Origin of the sequence: uncultured Cedecea sp. (genome assembly GCF_947498825.1) — a bacterium.
Classification (GTDB): Bacteria; Pseudomonadota; Gammaproteobacteria; order Enterobacterales; family Enterobacteriaceae; genus JGM124.
This window is the reverse complement of the sequence record NZ_CANMLV010000002.1, coordinates 59711-85015: the sequence shown is the minus strand read 5'-3', so window position 1 is coordinate 85015 and position 25305 is coordinate 59711. Positions and strand designations below refer to the sequence as shown.

At 48.7% G+C, this 25305-nt stretch carries 20 protein-coding genes and 1 pseudogene; 10 read left to right on the top strand and 11 right to left on the bottom strand.

The window, feature by feature from the left end:
• Positions 1 to 29 precede the first annotated feature (29 nt).
• From Q1A40_RS03790 to Q1A40_RS03765, 6 genes are all read left to right on the top strand, one after another.
• Entirely contained in the window at positions 30 to 587 is a 558-nt protein-coding gene (locus Q1A40_RS03790; protein WP_299998096.1) for a GNAT family protein, read from the top strand.
• An 81-nt stretch (positions 588 to 668) separates the two neighbouring features.
• Entirely contained in the window at positions 669 to 1274 is a 606-nt protein-coding gene (gene recR / locus Q1A40_RS03785) for a recombination mediator RecR (RefSeq protein ID WP_299998095.1), read from the top strand.
• Between the two features lie 194 nt (positions 1275 to 1468).
• The gene (gene htpG, locus Q1A40_RS03780) at positions 1469 to 3343 is read left to right on the top strand and encodes a molecular chaperone HtpG (protein WP_299998093.1); all 1875 of its coding nucleotides are present in this window, start codon (positions 1469 to 1471) and stop codon (positions 3341 to 3343) included.
• A 315-nt stretch (positions 3344 to 3658) separates the two neighbouring features.
• Positions 3659 to 4303, top strand: coding sequence for an adenylate kinase (gene adk, locus Q1A40_RS03775; RefSeq protein WP_299998091.1), 645 nt, complete (start codon positions 3659 to 3661; stop codon positions 4301 to 4303).
• A gap of 129 nt (positions 4304 to 4432) precedes the next feature.
• A complete protein-coding gene (gene hemH / locus Q1A40_RS03770; RefSeq protein ID WP_299998089.1) occupies positions 4433 to 5395 on the top strand; it encodes a ferrochelatase in 963 nt (320 codons plus the stop codon).
• 63 nt (positions 5396 to 5458) lie between these two features.
• The gene (locus Q1A40_RS03765) at positions 5459 to 6763 is read left to right on the top strand and encodes an inosine/guanosine kinase (protein ID WP_299998087.1); all 1305 of its coding nucleotides are present in this window, start codon (positions 5459 to 5461) and stop codon (positions 6761 to 6763) included.
• 56 nt (positions 6764 to 6819) lie between these two features.
• Here the strand turns inward: Q1A40_RS03765 and ybaL are convergent, their stop codons facing one another.
• Positions 6820 to 8499 (bottom strand): YbaL family putative K(+) efflux transporter, encoded by a 1680-nt coding sequence (ybaL, locus tag Q1A40_RS03760; RefSeq protein WP_299998085.1) that lies wholly within the window; start codon positions 8497 to 8499, stop codon positions 6820 to 6822.
• A 218-nt stretch (positions 8500 to 8717) separates the two neighbouring features.
• Positions 8718 to 9932 carry an MFS transporter gene (locus tag Q1A40_RS03755; RefSeq protein ID WP_299998083.1) on the bottom strand — a complete coding sequence of 405 codons (1215 nt, stop codon included), beginning with the start codon at positions 9930 to 9932 and terminating at the stop codon, positions 8718 to 8720.
• Positions 9933 to 10469: 537 nt separating this feature from the next.
• Between Q1A40_RS03755 and ushA the strand changes: the two genes are divergently transcribed.
• Positions 10470 to 12122 (top strand): bifunctional UDP-sugar hydrolase/5'-nucleotidase UshA, encoded by a 1653-nt coding sequence (gene ushA / locus Q1A40_RS03750; RefSeq protein ID WP_299998334.1) that lies wholly within the window; start codon positions 10470 to 10472, stop codon positions 12120 to 12122.
• Positions 12123 to 12125: 3 nt separating this feature from the next.
• Here ushA and ybaK read toward each other — a convergent pair whose 3' ends face one another.
• From ybaK to copA, 3 genes are all read right to left on the bottom strand, one after another.
• Positions 12126 to 12605, bottom strand: coding sequence for a Cys-tRNA(Pro)/Cys-tRNA(Cys) deacylase YbaK (gene ybaK / locus Q1A40_RS03745; protein ID WP_299998081.1), 480 nt, complete (start codon positions 12603 to 12605; stop codon positions 12126 to 12128).
• 26 nt (positions 12606 to 12631) lie between these two features.
• Positions 12632 to 13438 carry a TraB/GumN family protein gene (locus Q1A40_RS03740; protein ID WP_299998079.1) on the bottom strand — a complete coding sequence of 269 codons (807 nt, stop codon included), beginning with the start codon at positions 13436 to 13438 and terminating at the stop codon, positions 12632 to 12634.
• A 147-nt stretch (positions 13439 to 13585) separates the two neighbouring features.
• Positions 13586 to 16090: a copper-exporting P-type ATPase CopA gene (gene copA, locus Q1A40_RS03735; RefSeq protein ID WP_299998077.1), complete on the bottom strand. Its 2505-nt coding sequence runs from the start codon at positions 16088 to 16090 to the stop codon at positions 13586 to 13588.
• A 107-nt stretch (positions 16091 to 16197) separates the two neighbouring features.
• Between copA and cueR the strand changes: the two genes are divergently transcribed.
• Positions 16198 to 16602: a Cu(I)-responsive transcriptional regulator gene (cueR, locus tag Q1A40_RS03730; RefSeq protein ID WP_299998075.1), complete on the top strand. Its 405-nt coding sequence runs from the start codon at positions 16198 to 16200 to the stop codon at positions 16600 to 16602.
• Here cueR and Q1A40_RS03725 read toward each other — a convergent pair.
• The 6 genes and pseudogenes from Q1A40_RS03725 to tesA form a co-directional block, all read right to left on the bottom strand.
• The gene (locus Q1A40_RS03725) at positions 16599 to 17045 is read right to left on the bottom strand and encodes an NfeD family protein (protein ID WP_299998073.1); all 447 of its coding nucleotides are present in this window, start codon (positions 17043 to 17045) and stop codon (positions 16599 to 16601) included. The two genes, cueR and Q1A40_RS03725, sit on opposite strands and share 4 nt — an antisense overlap.
• Positions 17042 to 17956, bottom strand: coding sequence for an SPFH domain-containing protein (locus Q1A40_RS03720; protein WP_299998071.1), 915 nt, complete (start codon positions 17954 to 17956; stop codon positions 17042 to 17044). The genes Q1A40_RS03725 and Q1A40_RS03720 overlap by 4 nt, the downstream gene beginning before the upstream one ends.
• Positions 17957 to 18165: 209 nt before the next feature.
• Positions 18166 to 18378 (bottom strand): annotated as a pseudogene (locus Q1A40_RS03715) (methyl-accepting chemotaxis protein); the annotation flags it as partial.
• Between the two features lie 787 nt (positions 18379 to 19165).
• Positions 19166 to 20020, bottom strand: coding sequence for a co-chaperone YbbN (locus tag Q1A40_RS03710; RefSeq protein ID WP_299998069.1), 855 nt, complete (start codon positions 20018 to 20020; stop codon positions 19166 to 19168).
• A gap of 58 nt (positions 20021 to 20078) precedes the next feature.
• Positions 20079 to 20888: an SDR family oxidoreductase gene (locus Q1A40_RS03705; RefSeq protein WP_299998067.1), complete on the bottom strand. Its 810-nt coding sequence runs from the start codon at positions 20886 to 20888 to the stop codon at positions 20079 to 20081.
• Positions 20889 to 20971: 83 nt separating this feature from the next.
• Positions 20972 to 21592: a multifunctional acyl-CoA thioesterase I/protease I/lysophospholipase L1 gene (gene tesA, locus Q1A40_RS03700; RefSeq protein ID WP_299998333.1), complete on the bottom strand. Its 621-nt coding sequence runs from the start codon at positions 21590 to 21592 to the stop codon at positions 20972 to 20974.
• On the opposite strand from tesA, the gene ybbA reads away from it, so the two are divergent.
• The gene (ybbA, locus tag Q1A40_RS03695) at positions 21563 to 22249 is read left to right on the top strand and encodes a putative ABC transporter ATP-binding protein YbbA (RefSeq protein ID WP_299998065.1); all 687 of its coding nucleotides are present in this window, start codon (positions 21563 to 21565) and stop codon (positions 22247 to 22249) included. The two genes, tesA and ybbA, sit on opposite strands and share 30 nt — an antisense overlap.
• Entirely contained in the window at positions 22246 to 24660 is a 2415-nt protein-coding gene (gene ybbP, locus Q1A40_RS03690; protein ID WP_299998063.1) for a putative ABC transporter permease subunit YbbP, read from the top strand. Before ybbA ends, ybbP begins: the two co-directional genes overlap by 4 nt.
• The last annotated feature ends 645 nt before the right edge of the window (positions 24661 to 25305 follow it).

Here is a 25305-nt window from a genome sequence, read left to right as displayed (position 1 = left end):
AGTTAAAAAAAGGTATTGTTTTGTTTTTAATGACTTTTCCAGTTATCACTGACCGTTTGTGCTTACGCCGATTTACTCCGGAAGATCTGATTGCCTATCGGGCATATCATCAATTGCCAGAAGTTTATCGTTATTTATATGCCTCACCGCCAGAACCAGAACAATTGGCGAACCAATTATCCAGCGCCATTAATTCAGCGCTCAATAATGATGGTGATACTTTGTATTACGCTGTAACCCTGAAAGAGAGTCAGACTCTGATAGGGGAAGTGCTATTAAAGCTGGCAAGTCAGGCGGCATTACAGGCGGAAATTGGCTATATCTTTAACCCAGCTTATGCGGGAAAAGGCTATGCTAGCGAAGCGGTTGAGGCAGTACTGGCACAAGGTTTTACTGAAGGTGGATTCCACCGTATTTTTGCCCGTCTGGACGCCAATAATCAGGGATCAATTGGTATTGTTGAACGTCTGGGAATGCGTAAAGAAGCCCATTTTCGCCAAAATGACCGTTTTAATGGTCAGTGGGGAGACGAGTTCGTTTATGCTTTATTAAAACAGGAGTACGACGTTTCCAGAACCATTGTTTGATAAGCGAATCCGTTAATCTTTTGCTATGGTCGCGAGGCTGATGATACGCTAGAGACCTCCTTGTTTTTAGATAGTTGAACCATGCAAACCAGCCCGTTACTTACAGCCTTGATGGAATCGTTACGTTGCCTGCCTGGCGTCGGGCCTAAATCCGCTCAGCGTATGGCTTTTACTTTATTACAGCGCGACCGTAGTGGAGGAATGCGGCTGGCGCAAGCGTTGACGCGCGCGATGTCTGAAATCGGTCATTGTGCTGACTGCCGTACCTTTACTGAGCAGGAAGTTTGCGCGATTTGCGCGAATCCGCGTCGCCAGGAAAATGGCCAGATTTGTGTCGTAGAGACACCCGCAGATATTCAAGCTATTGAGCAGACCGGGCAGTTCTCCGGGCGCTATTTTGTTTTGATGGGGCATTTATCACCTCTGGACGGTATCGGACCGAATGATATTGGTCTGGGACGTCTTGAAGAACGTCTGGAAGGTGAGAATATTAAAGAAATTATTCTGGCTACCAACCCGACAGTTGAAGGTGAAGCGACGGCACATTACATTGCTGAGTTATGTTCACATCATGGGGTAGAAGCCAGCCGTATTGCTCATGGTGTTCCTGTGGGGGGCGAGCTGGAAATGGTTGACGGCACTACGCTTTCGCACTCTCTGCTGGGACGTCGTAAAATTCAGTTTTAGCTCTTGCCCTTCTTCTTATCAGTAAGCCTCTTACTTCCTTCCGGGTTGTGAGAGGTGAGACATTTTTTTACCTCTGTATAGTCTGAATATCAGAGGATTTTTTTCCGGACGCTTGAAAAAGCACAAATCGTTACCATATCTCCCTCAACGTTTGTACTACATCCCCATTTGATTTTGTTGAGGTATCAATGACCATGAAAGGACAAGAGACTCGCGGCTTCCAGTCAGAAGTAAAACAACTTCTGCATCTGATGATCCACTCTCTCTATTCAAATAAAGAAATCTTCCTGCGTGAACTGATCTCCAACGCCTCCGATGCGGCAGATAAATTACGTTTCCGCGCATTGTCAGATACCAGCCTGTATGAAGGAGAAGGTGAACTACACGTTCGCGTTTCTTTCAATAAAGAGCAACGCACCCTGACTATTGCTGATAATGGTATCGGTATGACCCGCGATGAGGTTATTGATCATCTGGGCACCATCGCCAAATCTGGCACCAAATCATTCCTTGAGTCTATGGGCTCAGACCAGGCTAAAGACAGCCAGCTGATTGGCCAGTTCGGGGTAGGATTTTATTCCTCCTTTATCGTGGCGGATAAAGTTACTGTCCGTACTCGTGCAGCGGGTGCCAGTGCAGAAGACGGCGTCTTCTGGGAATCTGCCGGTGAAGGTGACTATACCGTCGCGGATATCACTAAAGCGGACCGTGGAACGGAAATTACCTTACACCTGCGTGAAGGTGAAGATGAGTTCCTCGATGACTGGCGCGTTCGTTCTGTCATCAGCAAATACTCAGACCATATTGCTCTGCCGGTAGAGATTGAACACCAGGAAGAAAACGACGGTGAAACCGTGGTGAGCTGGGAGAAAATTAACAAGGCACAAGCCCTGTGGACTCGCAGTAAGTCAGAAATAAGCGATGAAGAGTACCAGGAGTTCTATAAGCATATTTCCCATGATTACAGTGATTCGCTGACCTGGAGCCATAACCGTGTAGAAGGGAAACAGGAATATACCAGCCTGTTATATATTCCATCCCAGGCACCGTTTGATATGTGGAATCGCGACCATAAACATGGTTTGAAACTGTATGTACAGCGCGTATTTATCATGGATGACGCTGAACAATTTATGCCTAATTATCTGCGTTTTGTGCGCGGATTAATCGATTCTAACGATCTGCCTCTTAACGTTTCGCGTGAAATTTTACAAGACAGCCGGGTGACACAAAACCTGCGTAGTGCGTTGACTAAACGTGTATTGCAGATGCTGGATAAACTGGCCAAAGAAGACAATGATAAATACCAGACATTCTGGAAGAGCTTTGGTTTGGTACTGAAAGAAGGCCCTGCTGAGGATAACGCTAACCAAGAAGCGATTGCTAAACTGTTACGTTTTGCCTCCACCCATACTGATTCTTCAGAGCAGACCGTATCGCTGCAAGATTACGTTGCGCGTATGAAAGAAGGGCAGGAAAAAATTTACTACATCACCGCAGACAGCTATGCCGCGGCGAAGAGCAGCCCGCATCTGGAATTGCTGCGTAAGAAAGGTATTGAAGTTCTGCTACTTTCCGATCGTATCGATGAGTGGATGATGAGCTATCTGACCGAGTTCGATGGCAAATCCTTCCAGTCGGTCAGCAAAACTGACGAGTCACTGGAAAAACTGGCTGATGAAGAAACTGAGCAAGCCAAAGAGGCCGAAAAAGCACTGGAGCCGTTTGTTGACCGCATCAAAACTCTGCTGGGCGATCGCGTGAAAGAAGTGCGTCTCACTCACCGTCTGACTGACACCCCTGCAATTGTGACCACCGACAGTAACGACATGAGTACACAGATGGCGAAACTGTTTGCAGCGGCGGGTCAGGCTGTTCCGGAAGTGAAATATATCTTTGAACTGAATCCGGATCATCCGCTGGTGAAACGTGCGGCAGACACTCAGGACGATGCGACATTTGGTGAGTGGGTTGAGTTACTGTTGGATCAGGCTCTGTTGGCTGAACGTGGACAACTGGAAGACCCGAACCAGTTTATTCGCCGCATGAACCAGTTGCTGGTTTCGTAGTACCATCCTGTTTTTTATTCCTCTCCCATCCGGGAGGGGAATATTTAACCAGAAGATAACGATTCAGCAGAGATGAATGGATCTAAACCCACTGTCAGATGCTGCCTTTCTTGTGATGATACCGTCTTTAGTGGTATGGTTTTCGCTTCTAATTTTATCTTTACCCTGAATAATTCAAATTGCTTCCAGGTCCAGAGCTAAAAATGCCGATGAACATAGACAGACTATGTGATTAAGTGCGCTTAAACTCAGGTAATATTCTGGCAGTTTGCAGCATGATGGGTGTGAATATTTAAACGTATGGGGAATTACGCAATGCGTATTATTCTGCTCGGTGCGCCGGGTGCAGGTAAGGGGACTCAGGCTCAATTCATTATGGGGAAATACGGTATTCCGCAAATTTCTACCGGTGATATGTTACGTGCTGCAGTCAAATCTGGTTCAGAACTGGGTATTATTGCCAAAGGCATCATGGATGCAGGCAAACTGGTTACGGATGAACTGGTTATTGCTCTGGTGAAAGAACGCATTGCGCAGGAAGATTGCCGTAACGGTTTCTTGCTGGATGGCTTCCCACGTACTATTCCGCAGGCTGATGCGATGAAAGAAGCCGGCATCAACGTTGATTTTGTTCTTGAGTTCGATGTACCGGACGATTTGATCGTTGATCGTATTGTTGGTCGTCGTGTTCATCCGGGCTCCGGTCGTGTCTATCATATCAAGCATAATCCACCGAAGGTTGAAGGCCAGGATGATGTGACTGGTGAAGAACTGACAATCCGTAAAGACGATCAGGAAGAAACGGTGCGTAAGCGTCTGGTTGAGTACCATCAGCTGACAGCACCACTGATTGGTTACTATCAGCAGGAAGCCAAAGCGGGCAATACTCGCTACGCAAAAATTGATGGTACGCAAACGGTTGATGCCGTTCGTGCAGAGCTGGAAAAAGTACTCGGTTAAGTTTACCGAAATAAAAATACCAGAGGTGACTCTGGTATTTTTTTGCCCAAAATTCGTCTTTTGTTGTAATCGATGGGTAAAGCGATCATTTACGCTACAATCATGGCAATTGAATAATGAGGGATGATAATGAGTCAGGAAAAAATAGGTATCTTGCTGGCCAATCTGGGTACGCCAAGTGCGCCAACTGCACCTGCCGTCAGACGTTACTTATGCCAGTTTCTCAGCGATCGCCGAGTGGTTGATGTTCCGCGTATTCTGTGGTGGCCGTTGTTGCGAGGTGTGATTCTGCCACTGCGCTCCGGCCGCGTTTCAAAGCTCTATCAGTCAATCTGGATGGAGGAAGGCTCTCCGCTTCTGGTATACAGCCAGCGTCAGAAAAAAGCACTGGCTGAACAACTGCCTGATACCCCTGTGGCACTGGGAATGAGTTACGGTGAACCATCTTTAAAGAGTGCCGTTGATGAGCTGCTGGTACACCATGTTAACCATATCATCGTCCTGCCGTTGTACCCTCAGTACTCCTGCTCAACGGTTGCCGCTGTCTGGGATGCGCTGGGCCGCATTTTTGCGGACTCACGTAGCCTGCCGTCCTTCTCATTTATTCGTGACTATGCTACAGAGCCGACCTATATTGAGGCTCTGGCAAGCTCAATCAGACGTTCTTTTGCTGAACACGGTGAGCCTGATATCTTGCTGCTTTCTTATCACGGCATTCCTCAACGTTTTGCTGATGAAGGGGATGACTACCCTCAGCGTTGTCGTGACACCACCCATGCGTTACTGAATCATCTTGGACTGCCGCCAGAGAAACTGATGATGAGTTATCAGTCGCGTTTCGGCCGCGAGCCATGGTTGATGCCCTATACCGACGAAACGCTCAAAATGCTGGCAGAAAAAGGCGTGAAACATATTCAGGTGATGTGTCCGGGGTTTTCCGCAGATTGTCTGGAAACGCTTGAAGAGATGATGGTAGAGAATCGGGAGGTCTTTATTGAAGCCGGTGGTGTTAAATATGAATACATTCCAGCCTTAAATGATTCCCCTGAGCATATAAAAATGATGGTAACGCTGACAGATCGCTTTCGTTAAATAGGATCCTGAGACGGAGAATGCTACCATTCTCCGTCTTATTAGTAAGCGTGACACGACATCATGAAATTTCCCGGAAAACGAAAATCCAAACATTATTTCCCGGTAAGCGCCCGCGATCCGTTACTGAAACAAGTTCAGTCTGAGGCTGAAAATAGTACTTCCTGGGTTGTCGGTATCGATCAGACACTGGTCGATATTGAAGCAAAAGTAGACGATGATTTTATTCAGCGCTATGGACTCAGTGTGGGGCATTCTCTGGTTATTGAAGATGATGTTGCTGAAGCTTTGTATCAGGAATTGAGCAGTAATAATCTGATAACCCATCAGTTTGCCGGTGGCACCATCGGTAATACTCTGCATAATTACTCGGTTCTGGCCGATGATCGCTCGGTATTACTGGGGGTAATGTGCAGTAATATTGAAATCGGCAGTTATGCCTACCGTTATCTTTGTAATACCTCCAGCCGTACCGATCTCAATTACCTTCAGGGGATTTCTGGAGCGATAGGGCGTTGTTTCACGCTGATCGGCGAGCAGGGAGAGCGGACATTTGCTATCAGTCCCGGACATATGAACCAGCTAAGCGCTGACAGTATTCCTGAAGAGGTTATTGCCGGGGCTTCAGCGTTAGTACTGACCTCTTACCTGGTGCGCTGTAAACCGGATGAACCTATGGCTGAAGCCACGATGCGCGCGATTTCTCTTGCGAAAAAACATGATGTTCCGGTTGTTCTGACGCTTGGCACTAAATACGTGATTGCTGAAAATCCAGAATGGTGGCAGGCTTTCTTGCGCGACCATATCTCTATTCTGGCTATGAATGAAGAAGAGGGAGAAGCGCTCACTGGTGAAAGTGACCCTCTGAAAGCATCTGATAAGACACTGGACTGGGTTGATCTGGTGCTTTGTACCGCAGGTCCGGTAGGATTATACATGGCGGGCTATACCGAAGAGAGCGCTAAGCGCAAAACACAGCACCCTCTATTACCCGGTGTGATTGCCGAATTTAACCAGTATGAATTCAGTCGCGCTAAACGTTTAAAAGACTGTCAGGAACCACTACGGGTCTATTCGCATATTGCCCCTTATATGGGCGGGCCTGAGAAGATAATGAATACTAACGGGGCGGGAGACGCTGCACTGGCTGCGTTACTGCATGATATTACGGCCAATAACTACCATCGTAATAATGTCCCTAACTCAAGTAAGCACCAGCATACCTGGCTGACTTACTCCTCGCTTGCCCAGGTCTGTAAGTATGCTAATCGGGTCAGCTATCAGGTACTTAATCAGCACTCGCCGAGATTAATGCGTGGGTTGCCGGAGCGGGAAGATAGTCTGGAAGAGGCCTACTGGGATCGCTAAATAAGAAAGGCGGGCCAATATGGCTCGCCTTTCTTTTGAGTGATCCTGCTGAAATATCAGGATGCCATAGGCTGTTCCTGCGGCTGCGGTTTTGGCAGCATGCCCAGCATGGTTGCCGCTATCTCACGTTCACCCATGACCACATGATTGGCACCACGTTCGGTAATATAATCGACTTCATCGTCATAGTGTGCTCTGGCAATAATTTCGATATCCGGGCACTTCTCGCGTGCACAGGTCACAATCTCACCTGCCTCATAGCCATTCGGAATAGTCAGCAATAACCAACGCGCGCAGTCAAGGTGCGCCAGATTCATGATTTCTTCGCTGGCGGCATTACCCAGCACCGCGTTAATCCCTCTTTCACGCAGTTCATCTACGCGGGTACGTGACATTTCAATCACTACCACCGGTGTACCTTGTGCAATCAGCTTTTCACCCAGTAAACGACCGACGCGACCAAAACCGACCAGTACCGCATGGTTACAGATATCCACCGGGATCTGTTTTTCGTCTTCAATGGCTTCTTCAAAGGTCTGCTCGTCCAGCGTTTCGGTTTTATCCAGGTAACGCTCAAGGACAGCAAACAGAATGGGATTCAGCATAATGGACAGAATCGCTCCTGCCAGAACCAGGTTTTGTCCGGTTTGCGGCAACAGATCCAGTACCATACCCAGACCGGCCAGAATAAAGGCGAATTCACCGATTTGTGCCAGGCTGGTAGCAATGGTTAAGGCGGTACGTTGCGAGTGACCGAACATGCGTACCAGGATAAATGCTGCCAGAGATTTACCAAAGATAATGATAATCAGGGTACCCAGAACAGCCAAGGGTTCCTGAATCAGAATGAATGGATCAAACAGCATTCCGACTGAAACGAAGAACAGAACCGCAAAGGCATCGCGTAGTGGTAAGGTATCGTGTGCAGCACGGTGGCTCAGCTCAGACTCATTGAGCACCATACCGGCAAAGAAGGCGCCTAACGCGAAGGAGACGTCAAACAGCTCAACAGCACCAAAGGCAATACCCAGCGCCATCGCCAGGACAGAGAGGGTAAATAGCTCACGTGAGCCTGTGGCAGCGCTACGTGCCAGAATCCAGGGAACCAGGCGACGGCCCACCAGCAGCATCAGGGCGATAAATGCGGCGACTTTACCAATAGTGATAGCCATATCCAGACTCAGGGTGACAAATCCAACATCCCCTTTTTCCAGCATGTTGGCGACCGCAGGCAACAGAACCAAAGCCAGAACCATCACTAAGTCTTCAACAATCAACCAGCCAATAGCTATCTGCCCTCGCTGACTTTCTATTAATTGTCGTTCTTCAAGCGCCCTGAGCAGTACCACGGTACTGGCGGTTGATAAACACAGGCCAAATACGATGCCGGTCATCAGTGACCAACCCATCATTGCGGAGAGTGCTATTCCCAGTAGTGTTGCGACAGCGATTTGTGCAATAGCACCGGGAATAGCAATGGCCTTTACCGCCATAAGATCTTTTAGTGAAAAATGTAAGCCAACGCCAAACATCAGCAGAATAACACCTAATTCTGCCAGTTCAGGGGCCAGTTTGGCATCCGCAACAAAACCCGGAGTAAAAGGCCCTGATAATACGCCAGCTAACAGATAACCGACCAGCGGAGAGATACGGAGTCTGTTAGCGAGCATACCCAGTAAAAAAGCAAGCACAAGTCCACCAACAATGGTGGTGATAAGCGGTGTAGCGTGATGCATTCCGTCTCCTTTTGGTTTGGCAGGTGGTCCAAAATTCTTAACGATAGTTTATGACAAATTAGCCCAAAGCGTTTATGAAAAATTGAACAAATTTGAAAAAAAAACACTTTTCGAGAAGAAAAAGTCTCTGACTGATGTTTCAGATAGTTATTATAAGAAGAATTCCCGTATCTCAAGGCTGAAAAGCGTGGCCAAAGAAAAACTTTGGCCAAATGCTTTTAGGCTTTATGTCGAATATTGGGCAGGAATACAGTAACAACCCCCAACAATGGCAGAAATGCACAAATTTTATAGACTAAATCAATACTGGTATGGTCAGCTATTACACCAAGAACGGCGGCACCCAGCCCACCCATACCAAAAGCAAAACCAAAAAAGAGTCCTGAAACCATACCGATACGTCCTGGAAGGAGCTCCTGGGCATAGACCAGAATGGCTGAAAATGCCGATGCCAGAATAAAGCCAATAATGACGGTTAACACCCCAGTCCAATAGAGAGAGACATAAGGTAGTAATAAGGTAAATGGCGCAACGCCAAGAATTGAACCCCAAATAACATATTTCCTGCCTATTTTATCGCCAACAGGTCCACCGATCATCGTTCCTGCTGCAACGGCGAATAAAAAAGTAAACAGGTGGATTTGGGCGTTCTGCACCGATAACCCGAATTTATCGATTAAATAGAACGTATAGTAGCTACTGATACTCGCCATATAGAAGTACTTAGAGAAGATGAGGATCAGCAGAATAGAGATAGCCAGTATCACTTTATTACGCCCGAGCGGACCCACAACGGTGACTGGTGGGTGGCTTTTAGCGATACGATGCTGGGCGGCATACCAGCGGCTAATTTGTAATAACACAACGATAGCCAGAAGTGCTGCAAGGCCAAACCAGGCAACATTCCCCTGTCCGTAAGGCGCGATAATCAAAGCAGCCAGCAATGGTCCCAGAGAGCTGCCAAAATTCCCCCCTACCTGAAAAATAGACTGGGCCAATCCATGACGCCCACCAGATGCCATACGTGCGACGCGTGATGATTCAGGATGGAAGATAGAGGACCCGGTTCCCACTAAGGCCGCTGCCAGCAATACAGACGTAAAACTGCCCGCTACCGCCAGAAGAATCAAACCACTGAGAGTAAAACACATGCCGACAGGGAGTGACCAGGGAAGCGGGTGTTTATCGGTATAGTGACCTACCAGGGGCTGAAATAACGAGGAAGTCAGCTGGAAGGTTAGTGTAATCAGACCTATCTGCATAAATGAAAGGGAAAATTCAGACTGAAGCAGCGGGTAAATAGCCAGAATCAGAGACTGAATCATATCGTTCAGCAGATGAGAAAAACTGATAGCACCCAGAATACCAAAGGCGGTACGCGATTTTTTTTGTGCCGAGGTACTCCCCGGAAGTGTGTTGTCAGAGCTTGCCATTAAGAACCTATCAATATTAATTATTATGCCATCATCTTTCGCGTAACCTGAAAGCCACACAGACGATTGAAGTTAGAGGCAGAAGAGGTGATTAACTGTCCACTGCTACCTCTAACATACCTGTGCACGCTCATCTAATAAAGTCACATAATTAGCATGGTTATATCCGCCATACTTCAAGTTGCCTGCGTCCAGCCCGCCGAATCACAGAGTTTATCTATGCTCATGACGGGCTGAACTGGGCGCCTACAAGCAACCCGAATTATTTTGGGTATATATCTGGGGCAGAGAGCTACTGGTGGTCTGGAGGGCTTCGGTTATTCGTAGAGAAGGTGCGAGTTTGACAGGAAATGAACTCCCTTCATTTAAGGGTAATGAAATAGTGTTGTTATCGAAAAATCCATCATAAAACGAGTCTAATGCCATAAATCTCAACAAATTGACGCGACGATAACGCGCCTGTCGGGATATAGTGCGGTGACTAATGTTTTTACCGCTAATACTTGTTGTCGTAACGTTAATCTGGGAGAGATTTCGATGACCTTATTAAAGAAAAGGGTGGCTACTGCACTTCTGGCGGCTCTGAGCGTAACCAGTTTTCAGGCACTGGCATGGGAAAAAGATAAAACCTATAACATCACGATTCTTCATACTAACGACCATCATGGACGCTTCTGGCAAAATGAAAATGGTGAATATGGTCTGTCGGCACAGAAAACCTTAGTGGATAGCGTGCGCAAAGAAGTCGCAGAGAAAGGAGGCAGCGTTCTGTTACTGTCTGGCGGTGATATTAATACCGGTGTGCCAGAGTCAGACTTACAAGACGCCGAACCGGATTTTCGCGGTATGAGCATGATTGGCTATGATGCAATGGCGATTGGTAACCATGAGTTTGATAATCCCATGAGTGTTCTGCGTCAGCAAGAAAAGTGGGCTAATTTCCCGTTACTGTCGGCCAACATCTATCAAAAAAGTACCGGTGAGCGTCTGTTTAAACCTTACGCTATGTTTGACCCACAAGGGGTTAAAATTGCTGTTATTGGTCTGACTACAGACGATACGGCAAAAATTGGTAATCCTGCATTTTTCACCGATATTGAATTTCGCGCGCCCGCTGCAGAAGCGGGTAAGCTCATTGAAGAGTTAAAGAAAACCGAAAAACCGGATGTCATTATTGCTGCGACCCATATGGGGCACTATGACAACGGCAATCATGGTTCTAATGCTCCGGGCGATGTAGAAATGGCGCGCAGTCTGCCAGAAGGTGCCTTGACGATGATTGTGGGTGGTCACTCACAAAATCCTGTCTGCATGGCTTCGGAAAATCAAAAACAAGCCGACTATGTTCCGGGGACGCCCTGTACTCCGGATCGTCAAAACGGAACATGGATTGTTCAGGCGCATGAGTGGGGAAAATATGTCGGTCGTGCTGACTATGAATTCCGCAATGGTGAAATGAAACTGGTAAATTACCAGCTGCTGCCAGTCAACCTGAAACATAAAGTGACCGATGCGTCAGGCAAAAGTGAGCGCGTACTTTACACTACGGCTATTCCTGAAGATGAGAAAATGCTGAGTCTGTTGACACCATTCCAGGAGAAAGGCGAAGCGGCTCTGAAAGGTAGCGTGGGCAGTACCAACGGCCATTTTGAAGGCGATCGCAGTAAAGTGCGTTTTGTACAGACCAATATGGGCCGCTTGCTCCTGGCTGCACAAATGGCGCGTACTAATGCAGACTTTGCGGTGATGAGTGGCGGCGGTGTGCGTGACTCGATTGAACCCGGTGAAATTACCTATAAAGATGTACTGAAAGTTCAGCCTTTTGGCAATACCGTGGTGTATATCGATATGAACGGCAAAGACGTCGTGGACTATCTGACCGCAGTGGCTCAGAAAACCCCCGATTCGGGCGCTTACCCGCAGTTCTCCAACGTCAGTTTCGTTTCTAAGGCAGGCAAACTGCAGGATTTAAAAATCAACGGACAGCCCGTTGACCCGGCAAAGACCTACCGCATGGCTACCCTGAATTTTAATGCCACAGGGGGAGACGGCTACCCTGTGATTGAAGGAAAACCGGGTTACGTGAATACCGGTTTTGTCGATGCTGAAGTGCTGAAGGAGTATATAGAGAAAAACTCACCGCTGGATAGTGAGCACTACCAGCCAAAAGGTGAAGTTAGCTGGCAGTAACTGTTAATCGCGGCGAGCGATATCGGCAAACTGTGCATTCAGCAACTTTGCCAAGTCGCCTGCCGCAATTTCGATATCCAGCCCACGCTTGCCACCGGAAATAAACACGCTATCAAACGTTTGTGCAGAGGCATCGATTACCGTTGGCAGGCTTTTTTTCTGGCCCAGCGGGCTTATTCCCCCGACCAGATAACCTGTAACCCGCTGCGCTATCATCGGATCTGCCATCTCGACTTTTTTTGCCCCCAGGGCCTTGGCAACTTTCTTTAAGTCCAGCAGTCCAGCCACGGGTGTGACTGCGACAGCCAAGGTTTTCATATCCCCGTTAATCGCCACTAACAGCGTTTTATACACCTGCTCTGCGTTGAGGCCGAGAAGACGTACCACCTCATCACCAAAGTTTGTTTCTTGAGGATCGTGATCATAGCTGTGAAGAGTAAATGTGATCCCTTTTTTTTCGAGGAGTTTTACCGCTGGAGTCATGGTTTCCTTCTTTATGATTGCTGAGGTTAAGAGCGCTTTGCTTTTAATAATGAGGGCACATTACCTTCGCCAAAAAGATGTAGTGCCCCGACAGCGACCACATAATGGCCCGGTGGTAGCTGTTGTAAAAAAGTACACCATTGCTGATTACGTTGCGCGATAAGAATATCATGCAGTTCATCGCTGAAGGTATCCGGAAGGCTGGTATTGTCTTTAGGTGTAGTGGCTGATAACCACCAGCTAATCATCGTTTGTAGCATACGTGCGTTAGTGTGCCAGTGATGCAAAGTATCATTAAGGAGCGTTATTCCGCCGTTGGGCAGGCTGGTTAAAAGTTCAACCTGATTTTGCGTTCCTTCCAGTTCCTGTATGGCAATATCGTTCTTATGGGCCGCTTCCAGTAACTGATAGTCGATACCATAATTAGCACGCAGCCCCAGCTTCTGGGCTTGGTGAGCCTGCAGGATTAAAGCGACTTGCCACATCGGGACAGTATCAATCATTGCGAGCGGAATTGAAAACTCAGAACACAGCGCCATTATTTGTTGATAATGTTCAGCTGCCAGACGTGTTTCCAGGGGGGCTTCGGGGGTTACTTCAGTAAATGGTGACCCACTGATACTGATATCGGCTTCTACAATCAGGGCGTCTGACTGCTGCAGTTTTTTCAGTAAGCGATCGGGTAGGGGGGCCATATCCTGGGTCCCCATATGAATACTGCCGACTAAATGCAAATATTGCTTGCCGGGCAGGCGAATATCGATGGCCGGCCATGGGTATGTGGTAGCAGTTAGCAGCGAAAACATTGAACGAAGACGTTGAAATAAACCCATGTCGCAAATTCCCGGCAAAAACTCATGCTACTATTGAGCCTCGAATGGTGCAAATCTCTCCCTGTCGATCCACCTTATTTAAGACTGCCTCGATAATTATTTCTCCCGGAAACCGCGTTGAATCAGTTTCCGGGAGGCTATTATGACTTAGTCTTCAGGTTTAAACCGTAATAATCGATTGGCGTTACTGACAACAGTAATTGAAGAGAGCGCCATCGCTGCTCCGGCGACAACGGGATTAAGCAGTGTACCGGTTAACGGATAAAGTATGCCCGCCGCAATCGGTATCCCCAGCGAGTTATAGACAAAGGCGCCGAGTAAGTTTTGTTTCATATTACCCAGAGTGGCTTTAGAAATGGCCAGTGCATCGGCAACACCTGTCAGACTATGGCGCATTAAGGTTATCCCGGCCGTTTCAATCGCGACATCACTACCGCCGCCCATCGCCATGCCGACATCCGCCTGAGCCAGTGCCGGGGCATCATTGATCCCGTCGCCCACCATAGCAACCTGGTGCCCTTTCTGCTGAAGCTCCTTAATAGCCGCTGATTTTCCATCAGGGAGCACACCGGCAATCACTTCATCGATCCCCGCTTCTTTAGCAATTGCACTGGCGGTAATTGGGTTATCACCGGTTAACATCACCAGGCGATAGCCTTGACGGTGCAACCGTTGTAGCGCCGTGACGCTGTCGCTACGCAAGGGATCTCGAATAGCAAACAACGCGGCAATTTTACCGTCTATTGCCAGCAATACCGGGGTGGTTCCCTGATGGCCGTATTCTTCAATAGCACTATCAAAGAGATGTGTATCAATACCCTGTTCTGTCAGCAGAGCTTTGTTACCCAGTAGCAGACTATGTTCCTGAACCTCACCACTGACCCCCAGACCCCGGAGAGTGCGGAAGGCATTCACTTCCGGGAGCTGAGCCTGAGCGGCTTTTTCGATGATAGCCCGGGCTAATGGATGGCTGGAGCCTTGCTCCAGTGCCGCTGCCAGTCGTAACGCCTGAGATTCATCGACCTCTGACGCGGTTTTCACTGCCACCACCTGAGGCTTGCCTTCGGTCAGGGTGCCGGTTTTGTCAAAGACGATAGTGTCCAGGGTACTGGCCCGTTGCAGAGCATCGGCGTCACGCACCAGGACACCAAATTCTGCGGCACGGCCAACACCAGAAATAATCGACATTGGCGTCGCCAGACCAAGAGCACAAGGACAAGCAATAATCAGTACCGTGGTGGCGATGACCAGGGTATAAACAATTTGTGGTGCCGGACCAAAGAAGTACCAGATAGCGGCGCTAAACAGGGCTATCAGGACGACTACAGGGACGAAGATGGCGGAGATCTTATCTGCCAGTTGACCGATTTCCGGTTTACTGCTTTGCGCCTGACGAACCATGCGAATAATACGCGACAGAGTGGTGTGACTGCCGGTTGCGGTCGCTTCAAACAGCACACTGCCATCCTGAATCAAGGTTCCGGCATGAATAGTATCATTTTGTACTTTCTGTAATGGAACAGGCTCACCTGTCAGCATTGCTTCGTCAAACCAGCCTTCACCTTGGGTTATCTTACCGTCTACCGGCACCCGGTCACCGGTGGTTAAACGCAGGATCATCCCGGCGGTGACTTCAGCCAGCGGAAGCACTTTTTCGCCTTCGTCGCTGACGACGCGTGCTGTCGGCGGTGTCAAATCGAGTAAGCGTTCCAAAGCCTTCGATGACCGCTGACGGGCGCGCTGCTCCAGCATATGACCGAGGTTGATTAGGCCGATAATCATGGCGCTGGCTTCGTAGTAAAGGTGTCGGGCTTCCATCGGAAAATGTTGCGGCCAGAGGTTAACGGTTATTGAGTAAAGCCAGGCAGCCCCGGTTCCCAGCGCCACTAAGGTATCCATAGTGGCCGTGCCATTCAGCAGACTGCGCCAGGCGCTGCGATAGAAATGGCCGCCGGCGAACACCATCACCGCCAGGGTCAGAATACCAATCGTCAGCCAAATATTGTGGTTACTGGCGGAGAGCATCATATTGTCCCCGAGCATTCCCCACACCATGACGGGTATCCCGACCAGTAAAGCGACGGTAGCCTGCCAGCGAAAACGCTTCACTGCGGCATTGGCCGTCTCTTGCTGACGTTCCCGACGCGCCTGTTCATCATCAATCACTTCAGCACTGTAACCCGCATTACTCACTGCCTGCACCAGTGATTCGGCACTGGCAGAGCCCATAACCAGAGCACTGCGCTCTGCCAGATTAACCCGTGCCTGGCTGACTCCCGGCACCTTTTGCAAAGCATTTTGTACCCGGGAGACACAGCTGGCACAGCTCATACCACCAATCAGTAATTGCTGGCTGTCATCTTCATTGCTGCTTGCCGGAAGGGAAGTACTATCCGCTGTCAGGGCTTCCGACGGAGTTGACGATTCTGTCAGCGGATCAGCCTTTGGGAAGCTTGCTACCTCGGCGTCATAACCCGCTTCTTTCACTGTTTCTACCAGTGCTTCAGCGCTGGCACTCCCGGTGACGCGGGCATGGGTTTGCGTAACTTCTGCTTGTTCAACATCCGCACGTTTTTCCAGGCTTTCTTTAACCCGTTTAACGCAGTGACCGCAGGTCAGGCCGTCAAGATTCAAATCGATTATCTGGGACATATGTAAACTCCTTTTGGAAGGTAAGGGAAGTATTGACCCTAATTGAAACTTCAGCTAACTATAGTGAAGGTTAAACCTTCCAGTAAGGTCAAGGTCAAGGAGAAAAAATGAATATTAGCGACGTCGCCAAAAAAACCGGGCTTACCAGCAAAGCGATTCGTTTTTATGAGCAAAAGGGGCTGGTCAGTGCAGCTTACCGGGCAGACAACGGCTATCGTACTTATGGTCAGAAGCAACTGGATGAGCTGACCTTCTTACGTAAGGCTCGGCTGGTGGGGTTTAACCTGGAAGAGTGTCAGGAGTTGCTGAACCTGTTTAATGACCCGACGCGACACAGCGCGGATGTAAAGGCCAGAACACTGCATAAGGTGGCGGAAATAGAGCAACAAATCCAGGCGCTGCAAGATATGCATCAACAGTTATTGGCGCTGACTCAAGCCTGCCCTGGAGATGAGAGTGCAGCCTGCCCGATTATTGATAATCTGGCAGGCTGCGGGCGTAACAAAAACTAGCTGGCGCGAATTTTTAATAAAATACCTTCGACCGCCACAACAATCACTTCGCTGTCAGCTGGCAGGTCACTGTCTGCCACTACCGGCCAGCTACTGTCGCCGATGCGAATATTGCCGCGACCATTTACCAGGGCAGAGTCCAGCCGTAACCTGCGTCCCACTAACTGTTGTCCTCGCTGATTGAGAACTTCAGTCTGAGGGGGCTGCTTACGACGATTTAACCAGCGCCACCAAAGAAAAACCGCCACCAGCGTCAGAACTGCAAAGCACACGCCCTGAGCTTCCCAGCCGAGCGGCAGGACCCAGACCAGCAGGCCAGTGACGATGGCGGAGATACCACTCCACAATAAATATCCTGACGTGCCGAGCATCTCTGCTACCAGTAATATGCCTCCCAGCGCCAGCCAGAAAGCATGTGGTTGGGCAAGAAGGTAACCTATCATTTTTTACGCTCAATCTGGCTTTGGCCCAGTAACTCACTGACCCCGGCAATAGAGCCCATCAGGCTGGTAGCATCCAGAGGCATCATGACCACTTTGCTGTTATTGGCAGAACCAATCTGCTGCAGCGCATCGGTATACTTCTGGGCAACAAAGTAGTTAATTGCCTGAATATCCCCTTTAGCAATCGCTTCTGAAACCATCTGTGTTGCTCGCGCTTCTGCTTCTGCACTACGCTCACGGGCTTCAGCTTCTAAAAATGCAGACTGACGCTCGCCTTCCGCCTTCAGGATCTTCGACTGTTTTTCCCCTTCGGCTTTAACAATTTCAGCCTGACGAATACCTTCAGCTTCCAGAATATAGGCGCGTTTCGTACGCTCGGCTTTCATCTGGGCATTCATTGCATCAATCAGCTCTGCCGGCGGGCGAACATCGCGAATTTCGATACGGGTGATTTTAATCCCCCACGGGTTGGTGGCCTCATCGACAATATGTAGCAGGCGAGTGTTGATATTATCACGCTGAGAGAGCATTTCATCCAGCTCCATGGAACCCAGAACCGTACGAATATTAGTCATGGTCAGGTTAATGATCGCCAGTTCGAGGTTACTGACCTCGTAAGCCGCACGTGGTGCATCGATAACTTGGATAAAGCAGACGGCATCAATCGCCACATTGGCGTTATCTTTTGAGATAACTTCCTGGGAAGGGATATCAAGCACCTGCTCCATCATATTAATTTTGCGGCCTATCCGGTCCATAAATGGCACCACCAGATTTAAGCCGGGCATCAGCGTTTTGGTATAACGGCCAAAGCGCTCCACCGTCCACTGGAATCCTTGAGGCACAATTTTTACGCCAGCAAAGACGATAATCAGTGCCACAACAATAAAAATAGGGATCACAGCTAACATTAAAACCTCCTGATTGTTTTATCCATTATCCAAATCATTTGAAGTATGACGGGATATATTAGTGCTGAAACAATCATCTCTTGTCTTGGCAACATAAGCCAGTTAAAAAGCGTCCAGAGATTGATTTCAGTCTCAGATGGAGGCATCTCTTTAGGGTAGAGTGTGCCAAGCCCGACTGAGCATGGAGACTATCTATCCTGTAACATTGATTATGTCGCTTGTTGTTCGGCATCAGTGAGTAATTTAAATGCACTGACAGCTTCGGTCAGTGAAGAGGCCTGGGCTTGTAAAGAAAATGCGGCAGCGGCAGATTCTTCAACCAGAGCCGCATTCTGTTGCGTTGTGGTATCTATTTGTCCGACAGCGATGTTTATCTGATGAATACCTTCACTCTGTTCTCTACTGGTTTGTGAGGTCTCACTGTCAGAAGCCTGGTTTGCAATATGGGCTGCCTGGATGGTATTTTCCGCTGTATTTTTTTAACCGTGGCGATTTGTGTGGCTGCAATTGAAATAGTATCTGCACCATTCCGAACCAGCTAAAAACATATTCATTCCTTAATTTTATAAAGTATATATTATAACCTCACCTTTGTAAGGTTTTTTCTCAAAAAGATAGTCTCCGAATGACGGTTTTACTTTATAAAAAGATATGTCTAATCACCTGAAGCAATATTTCCCTTCAGGTGTTAGTTTACCATTGCTATTTTTTTATTGCGTTAAATTATAACGGCACAAATAAATATTTCTCCATTAAAAATATTGATTTTTAAAAATGAAAATTAAAGATAGATGCTCTTGATAAATAAGAGAATTTTTTTGTCGTTGAAGAGGGGGAAACACCATCACAAAGATGTTTATGATGGTGCATTATCTACAACTCACTCTAATTATTTTGGTTATATATCAAATTGTTGGTGTGGGTGATTGGTTGTTCCGCAAGAGTTATTTAAATAAGTTTTTTCAGAACAGTTGAAGTCACTGTTTTAATAAATACTTTCTTGTTATTTTTTATTCTAAAATAAGCATGCTTTACAATAAATAATTAAAAAGTTTTGCTAAATTAATTGTTATTGTCCTTGAACATTTAAGAGACCGGCCTGAGACGCTTTGAAGCGGCTAAATGGCGTTATTTACAAGATAACTGACGATAAAACGGCCCTGAAAAGAAAAGGGCCGTTATTTTATCTGGCTGATTTAAATAGTCTGATTAATACAGCAGAGCGTACATATAGCGACGATATTTAGAGGCCAGCGCATCCCCGGTACCGAGTGCGGCGAGAATATCCATAAACACTTTACGTACCTGGCCTTCTCCCGCAGTTAAGTCTTTCTGCAAATGGCTGTAGAGCAGTTCAAGAGCTTCTTCATTTCGACCAACCTGATGCAGTTGCAGCGCCAGCTGGCTGGCAATCGCAGCGTTCTCCGGATCGTTTTTAACTTGTTCTTGCAGTAACTGGATCTCGGGCGTGTCGGCAGCTTGTTTAAGTAGCTCAATCTGGGCCAGCAGTCCTTGATAGCGACTATCCTGATCCTGCATTGGGATAGTTTGCAGTACTGCCTGAGCGTCTTCGCTGCGATTCAGGGCGATTTGGACTTCTGCCAGCATCAGGCCTATTTCACTGTTCTGACTGGAAAGCTGCCAGGCATCTTTCAGCAGGGGTAAAGCTTCTGCATGATTGCCTGTGGCCATCAGCTCTGCTGCTTGCTGCGCTTTGATCTCTTCTTCACGCGGCAGGACTTTATCGAGCAGAGCGCGAATCGCTTCTTCTGGCTGTGGCCCCTGGAAGCCATCAACAGGCTGTCCGTTCTGGAACAGATAAACCGTGGGTATAGAACGCAGGCCAAACTGGGAAGCAATCATCTGTTCGGCGTCACAGTCTAGCTTGGCGAGAATAAACTGGCCGTGATACTGCGCGGCCAAGCTTTCAAGAACAGGTGTCAGCATCTCACAGTGCTGGCTACGGGCAGACCAAAAATAGAACAGGACCGGTTTCACCGTTGACTGCTCAAGCGTTTGATGTAGGTTCGCTTCAGTAATATTAATAATGTGTTCGGTAGACATAAGCGATTCTCAGTTCAGTATTTAAGTTCTTAATGGGGACGAGTGTGCGGTCTTCAACTCATCCCCGTAAAATTTTATCCATCAGACAGGCTGGCAGCAGGCGACGCAGCCAGCTTAAGGCATGGGCAACCAGCGTTACCGGATAACGTAATTTTGCTTTCGGACTGGAAAATGCGTGGTAGACCTTATTGGCAACCGCATCCGGACCCAGCGTAAAGCGGGCGGCAATACCGGGATTATGAACCGGTTTATCCGCCTGAGTCTGGTTAACATTTGCGGTAAAATGGGTACTGATTGGGCCGGGTTCAATCAGGCTGACCTGAATACCGGAGTGGTACAGCTCCATTCGCAGCGTATCGGACCAGGCTTCCAGGGCATATTTACTGGCAGCATAGGCCCCACGGCCTGGCGTTGCCACTAAGCCCATCACCGAACTGGTCATAACAATACGCCCTTCTCGATGGGGCAGCATGGCCGGTAATAGCAGCATCGTTAGCTGGTGAAGACCAAAAAGGTTGGTCGAAAATTGCTGCTGAAACTGCTCCCGACTCAGCGTCGTTAACGGGCCATAGACGCCATATCCGGCGTTATTAAACAGACCATATAATTGATTATCGGTCAGAGCAATGACCTGTTCAGCCGCCTGCAGGATGCTCTGCTCTGAGTCCAGATCCAGCAAAATACCAGTAAAACCGGCCTGATTCATTCGCTCAACATCTTCAGGCTTACGACAAGCAGCGAGGATCCGGTACCCTTCGGTTTTGAGTCGCTCAGCGCTGGCGAGGCCGATACCGCTTGAACAACCGGTGATTAAAATAGACTTTTGCATAACTTTACCAGAAGTATGCCCCGTTAATGTATTAGTCATGGTTAACTATTCCGTCCTGGTTTCGCAGATATCCAATGGGTAGTCCTGCCAAATCAAAGTGAATGTGGCTTTCAGTAAAGAGGTTATTTACTGAGTAAAGGTGTCAGCTCTTTTGCCATCAAATCGGCGATAAAAGGCTGGGCCTCAGCCGTTGGGTGGATACCATCATCCTGCATCCACCCGGGTTTCAGGTAGACTTGCTCCATAAAAAAGGGCAGCAAAGGAAGGTCATATTTTTGAGCGAGTTGCGGATAAATAGCGCTAAAAGCTTCATTGTAACGGCGACCATAATTAGCAGGTAGTCTAATTTGCATCAGTAATGGTTTAGCGCCAGCTGCCTGTACTTGTGTGATGATTTGTTGCAAGGTGTCTTCGACCGTTTGCGGAGGAAAACCGCGCAGACCATCGTTACCACCAAGCTCAATCAAAACCCATTGCGGTTTATGTTGTTCCAGCAGGACAGGCAGACGAGAAAGCCCTTGTGCTGCGGTATCACCACTGATACTGGCGTTCACAACGTGGATATTTTTCTGCGACCATTGCTTGTTGAGCAGAGCAGGCCAGGCGCTATTTGCCGCCATGCGGTAACCGGCACTCAAACTGTCACCCAAAACTAACAAGGTGTCAGCAGCAGCGACACGAAATGTCATCAAGGTCAGAAACAGGAAGGGCAAATGCCAGCGGAATACAGTGTTGAAGTTCATCATCTTAGCAAATCCGTAGGTCAAGGGGAGCATGAGCTGTCCATCCTTACCGGAGTTGAGCTACTTGTCAAACCGGCACAAACGATTGCCCTGATAGGCGAGTCAGGATCGGGTAAATCGACATTGCTGGCGATCCTTGCCGGTCTCGATGATGGTACAGCCGGTGAAGTCTTCTTGCTGGGGCAACCGTTGCATAAAATGGATGAGGAACAACGTGCGGCTTTACGGGCACGTAATGTCGGGTTTGTCTTCCAGTCCTTTATGCTGGTTCCGACCCTGAGCGCGCTGGAAAATGTCGAGTTACCCGCGCTATTACGTGGCGAAAATGATGCTGCCAGCCGCACCCAGGCTAAAGCGTTACTGGAAGAGTTAGGCCTTGGTAAACGCCTGCATCATCTGCCAGCCCAGCTATCGGGAGGGGAGCAGCAGCGTGTGGCACTTGCCCGTGCGTTTAATGGCCGTCCAGGCGTGCTGTTTGCCGATGAGCCTACCGGAAATCTCGACAGACAGACCGGGGATCGTATTGCCGAGCTGCTGTTTTCATTGAACCGCGATAATGCGACAACGCTGATTCTGGTTACCCATGATGAACAACTTGCCGCGCGCTGTGACCGGCGTTTGCGCGTCCGTGACGGTAAGTTGTGGGAGGAAGCATGATTGCACGTTGGTTCTGGCGAGAGTGGCGCTCCCCGGCGCTGCTTATTGTCTGGTTAGCCTTAAGCCTTGCCGTTGCCTGCGTGCTGGCGCTGGGCAGTATCAGTGACCGCATGGAACGAGGACTGACCCAGCAAAGCCGTGATTTTATGGCGGGCGACCGGGTGTTGCGTAGTCCACGCGCAGTACCGGATGAATGGCTGAACGAAGCGACGAAAGTGGGGTTAACGGTTGGAAAACAGCTGATTTTTGCGACCATGACTTTTGCCGGTGATACACCACAGCTGGCTGATGTTAAAGCGGTGGATGAAACTTATCCTATCTATGGCAGCCTGAACACGCAGCCTCCAGGCCTGAAAGCTGAACCTGGCACCGTGCTGCTGGCTCCTCGCTTAATGGCACTGTTAAATCTAAAATCCGGGGACAGTATCGATGTCGGCGACGTGAAACTGCGTATTATTGGCGAAGTTTTACAGGAGCCTGATGCCGGATTTAATCCGTTTCAGCTTGCTCCACGTTTGATGATGAATATGGCTGATGTGGAAAAAACCGGCGCAGTTCAGCCGGGCAGTCGTATCTCCTGGCGTTATAAGTTTGCCGGTACGCCGGAACAATTAGAGCAATATGAAAACTTCTTACTGCCAGTGTTACAGCCTGAACAGCGCTGGGTTGGCATGGAGCAAGACGAAGGTGCGCTGGGTAAATCATTGCAACGTGCGCAACAGTTTCTGTTACTTTCTGCGCTGCTGACACTGTTGCTGGCGATTGCTGCGGTTGCTGTTGCGATGAGCCATTATTGCCGTAGCCGTTATGATCTGGTAGCGATTCTAAAAACGCTTGGTGCGGGTCGGGTGGCTTTGGCTAAACTGATTGTTGGCCAGTGGTTTATGCTGTTGTTGCTCTCGGCCATTACCGGAAGTCTGATCGGTCTGGTCTTTGAATCCTTACTGATGCAGATGTTAAGACCGGTACTGCCTAATGACCTGCCTGCCGCCAGTTTCTGGCCCTGGGTATGGGCGATGGGATCGATGGTCGCTATTTCATTCCTCGTGGGGGTCCGCCCTTATCGTCTGTTACTGGCGACTCAGCCATTACGTGTTTTGCGTCAGGATGCCGTGGCTAATCTCTGGCCGCTGAAAATCTATCTGCCGGTGATGGCAGGTATTGTCGTCGCGCTGCTGGCAATTTTAATGGGTGGTAATACGCTGCTGTGGGCGGTTCTTGCAGGTATGTTAGTACTGGCTCTATTGGCGGGGGGCATCGGTTTTGTTGTGCTGAAGTTATTGCGGGTGCTGACGGTTAAGCATCTTGCTTTGCGACTGGCGATAAACCGTTTATTAAGACAGCCTTGGGTAACACTCAGCCAGCTGGCCGCCTTCTCATTATCCTTTATGTTGCTGGCTTTGCTGTTAGTACTGCGTGGTGATTTATTGGATCGCTGGCAGCAGCAGTTACCAGAAGAAAGCCCGAACTACTTCCTGATCAATATTGCACCTGAGCAGGCCGAGCCAGTGAAAACCTTCCTCACCAGTCACGGCGTGAAGACGGAGAATTTCTATCCGATTGTTCGGGTGCGTATGACGGAGATTAATGGTAAGTCGACAGAAGGTAACCCGGACGAAGCTCTGAACCGTGAGTTAAACCTCACCTGGCAGAGCCATAAACCGGAGCATAACCCGATAACCAGCGGTTACTGGCCGCCAAAAGCGGGTGAAACCTCGATGGACGAAGCGGTGGCTGCCCGGCTGAATATCAAACTGGGAGATACCCTGACCTTTATGGGGGATACCCAGCCGTTTTCTGCCAAAGTGACAAGTCTGCGTAAAGTCGACTGGGAAAGTATGCGGCCGAATTTCTACTTTATCTTCCCGCCGGGTGCACTGGAAAATCAGCCACAAAGCTTACTGACCAGCTTCCGCTGGCAGGGGGATAATCGCCTGCTGACCGAGTTAAATCGGGAGTTTCCAACGGTTGGCCTGTTGGATATTGGCGCTATTCTTAAGCAAGTAAGCCAGGTACTGGAGCAAGTCAGTCGGGCGTTGGAACTCATGGTAGTACTGGTCACCGCTTGTGGTCTGTTACTGTTACTGGCGCAAGTACAGGTCGGTATGCGCCAGCGTCATCAGGAACTGGTGGTCTACCGTACTCTTGGTGCAGGCAAGAAACTGTTGCAGATCACGCTATGGTGGGAGTTCGCCTTACTGGGCCTGGTATCAGGACTGGTTGCGGCGATGGGCGCTGAAACGGCTCTGGGATTGTTACAAACCAAGGTCTTTGACTTCCCTTGGCAGCCGGACTGGCGACTGTGGGTTATCTTACCGGTAACCGGTGCTATTTTACTCTCACTGTGTGGTGGTTGGTTGGGCTTAAGGTTACTGAAAGGTAAGGCGTTGTTCCGCCGTTTTGTGGCCTGATATACGACATTCTGACATTTATCTTAACCAAGGCTCGAATAGTAGACGGCACCTTACTCAGTAAGGTGCCGTAATCGGATGGTTGCACCCACCCTGTGAGCGGTACGCTGACAGTAAAACCGTTTCCCGAATAACTTTGACAAAACTCCGCTGTTTGTGGGCAGAGAATGCTTATAGTCGATCCATCAGGCTATTTTATTTGCCATTCTGATCGCAGGCAGCTCACAATCCACATGTACCGCGTGTACGCTCCGGTTTTTCCGCGCTGTCCGGGGCCAAATGGGGTGCAACAATATACGTATTTATAATATGGCTGGTTGAAGCCAGCAGTGTTCGGTATACCCGCCAGGCGTCAGTCATGTAGCAAGCGATCTTAAACTGGCTTAATAGTACAGAAAAGGCTTTAAAGTCAGAGCATGCGAGAGCCAAACGCATGTGCAAGGACTCGCTTCAGGATGAACGGTATATGGGTTTTGGGGTTAGCTACGTTGTAACGATAGCTGAGCCGGGCGAACCTCTGTCGATCTGTATCAATATACTTCTAACTGAAATTGAATGACGAGCTGAAGAAAAAAGAGGAGGATTGGATACCTCAAATAGCCGAAAAATAAACTACTTGAGGTAATCATTGTATGGGCTGATGTA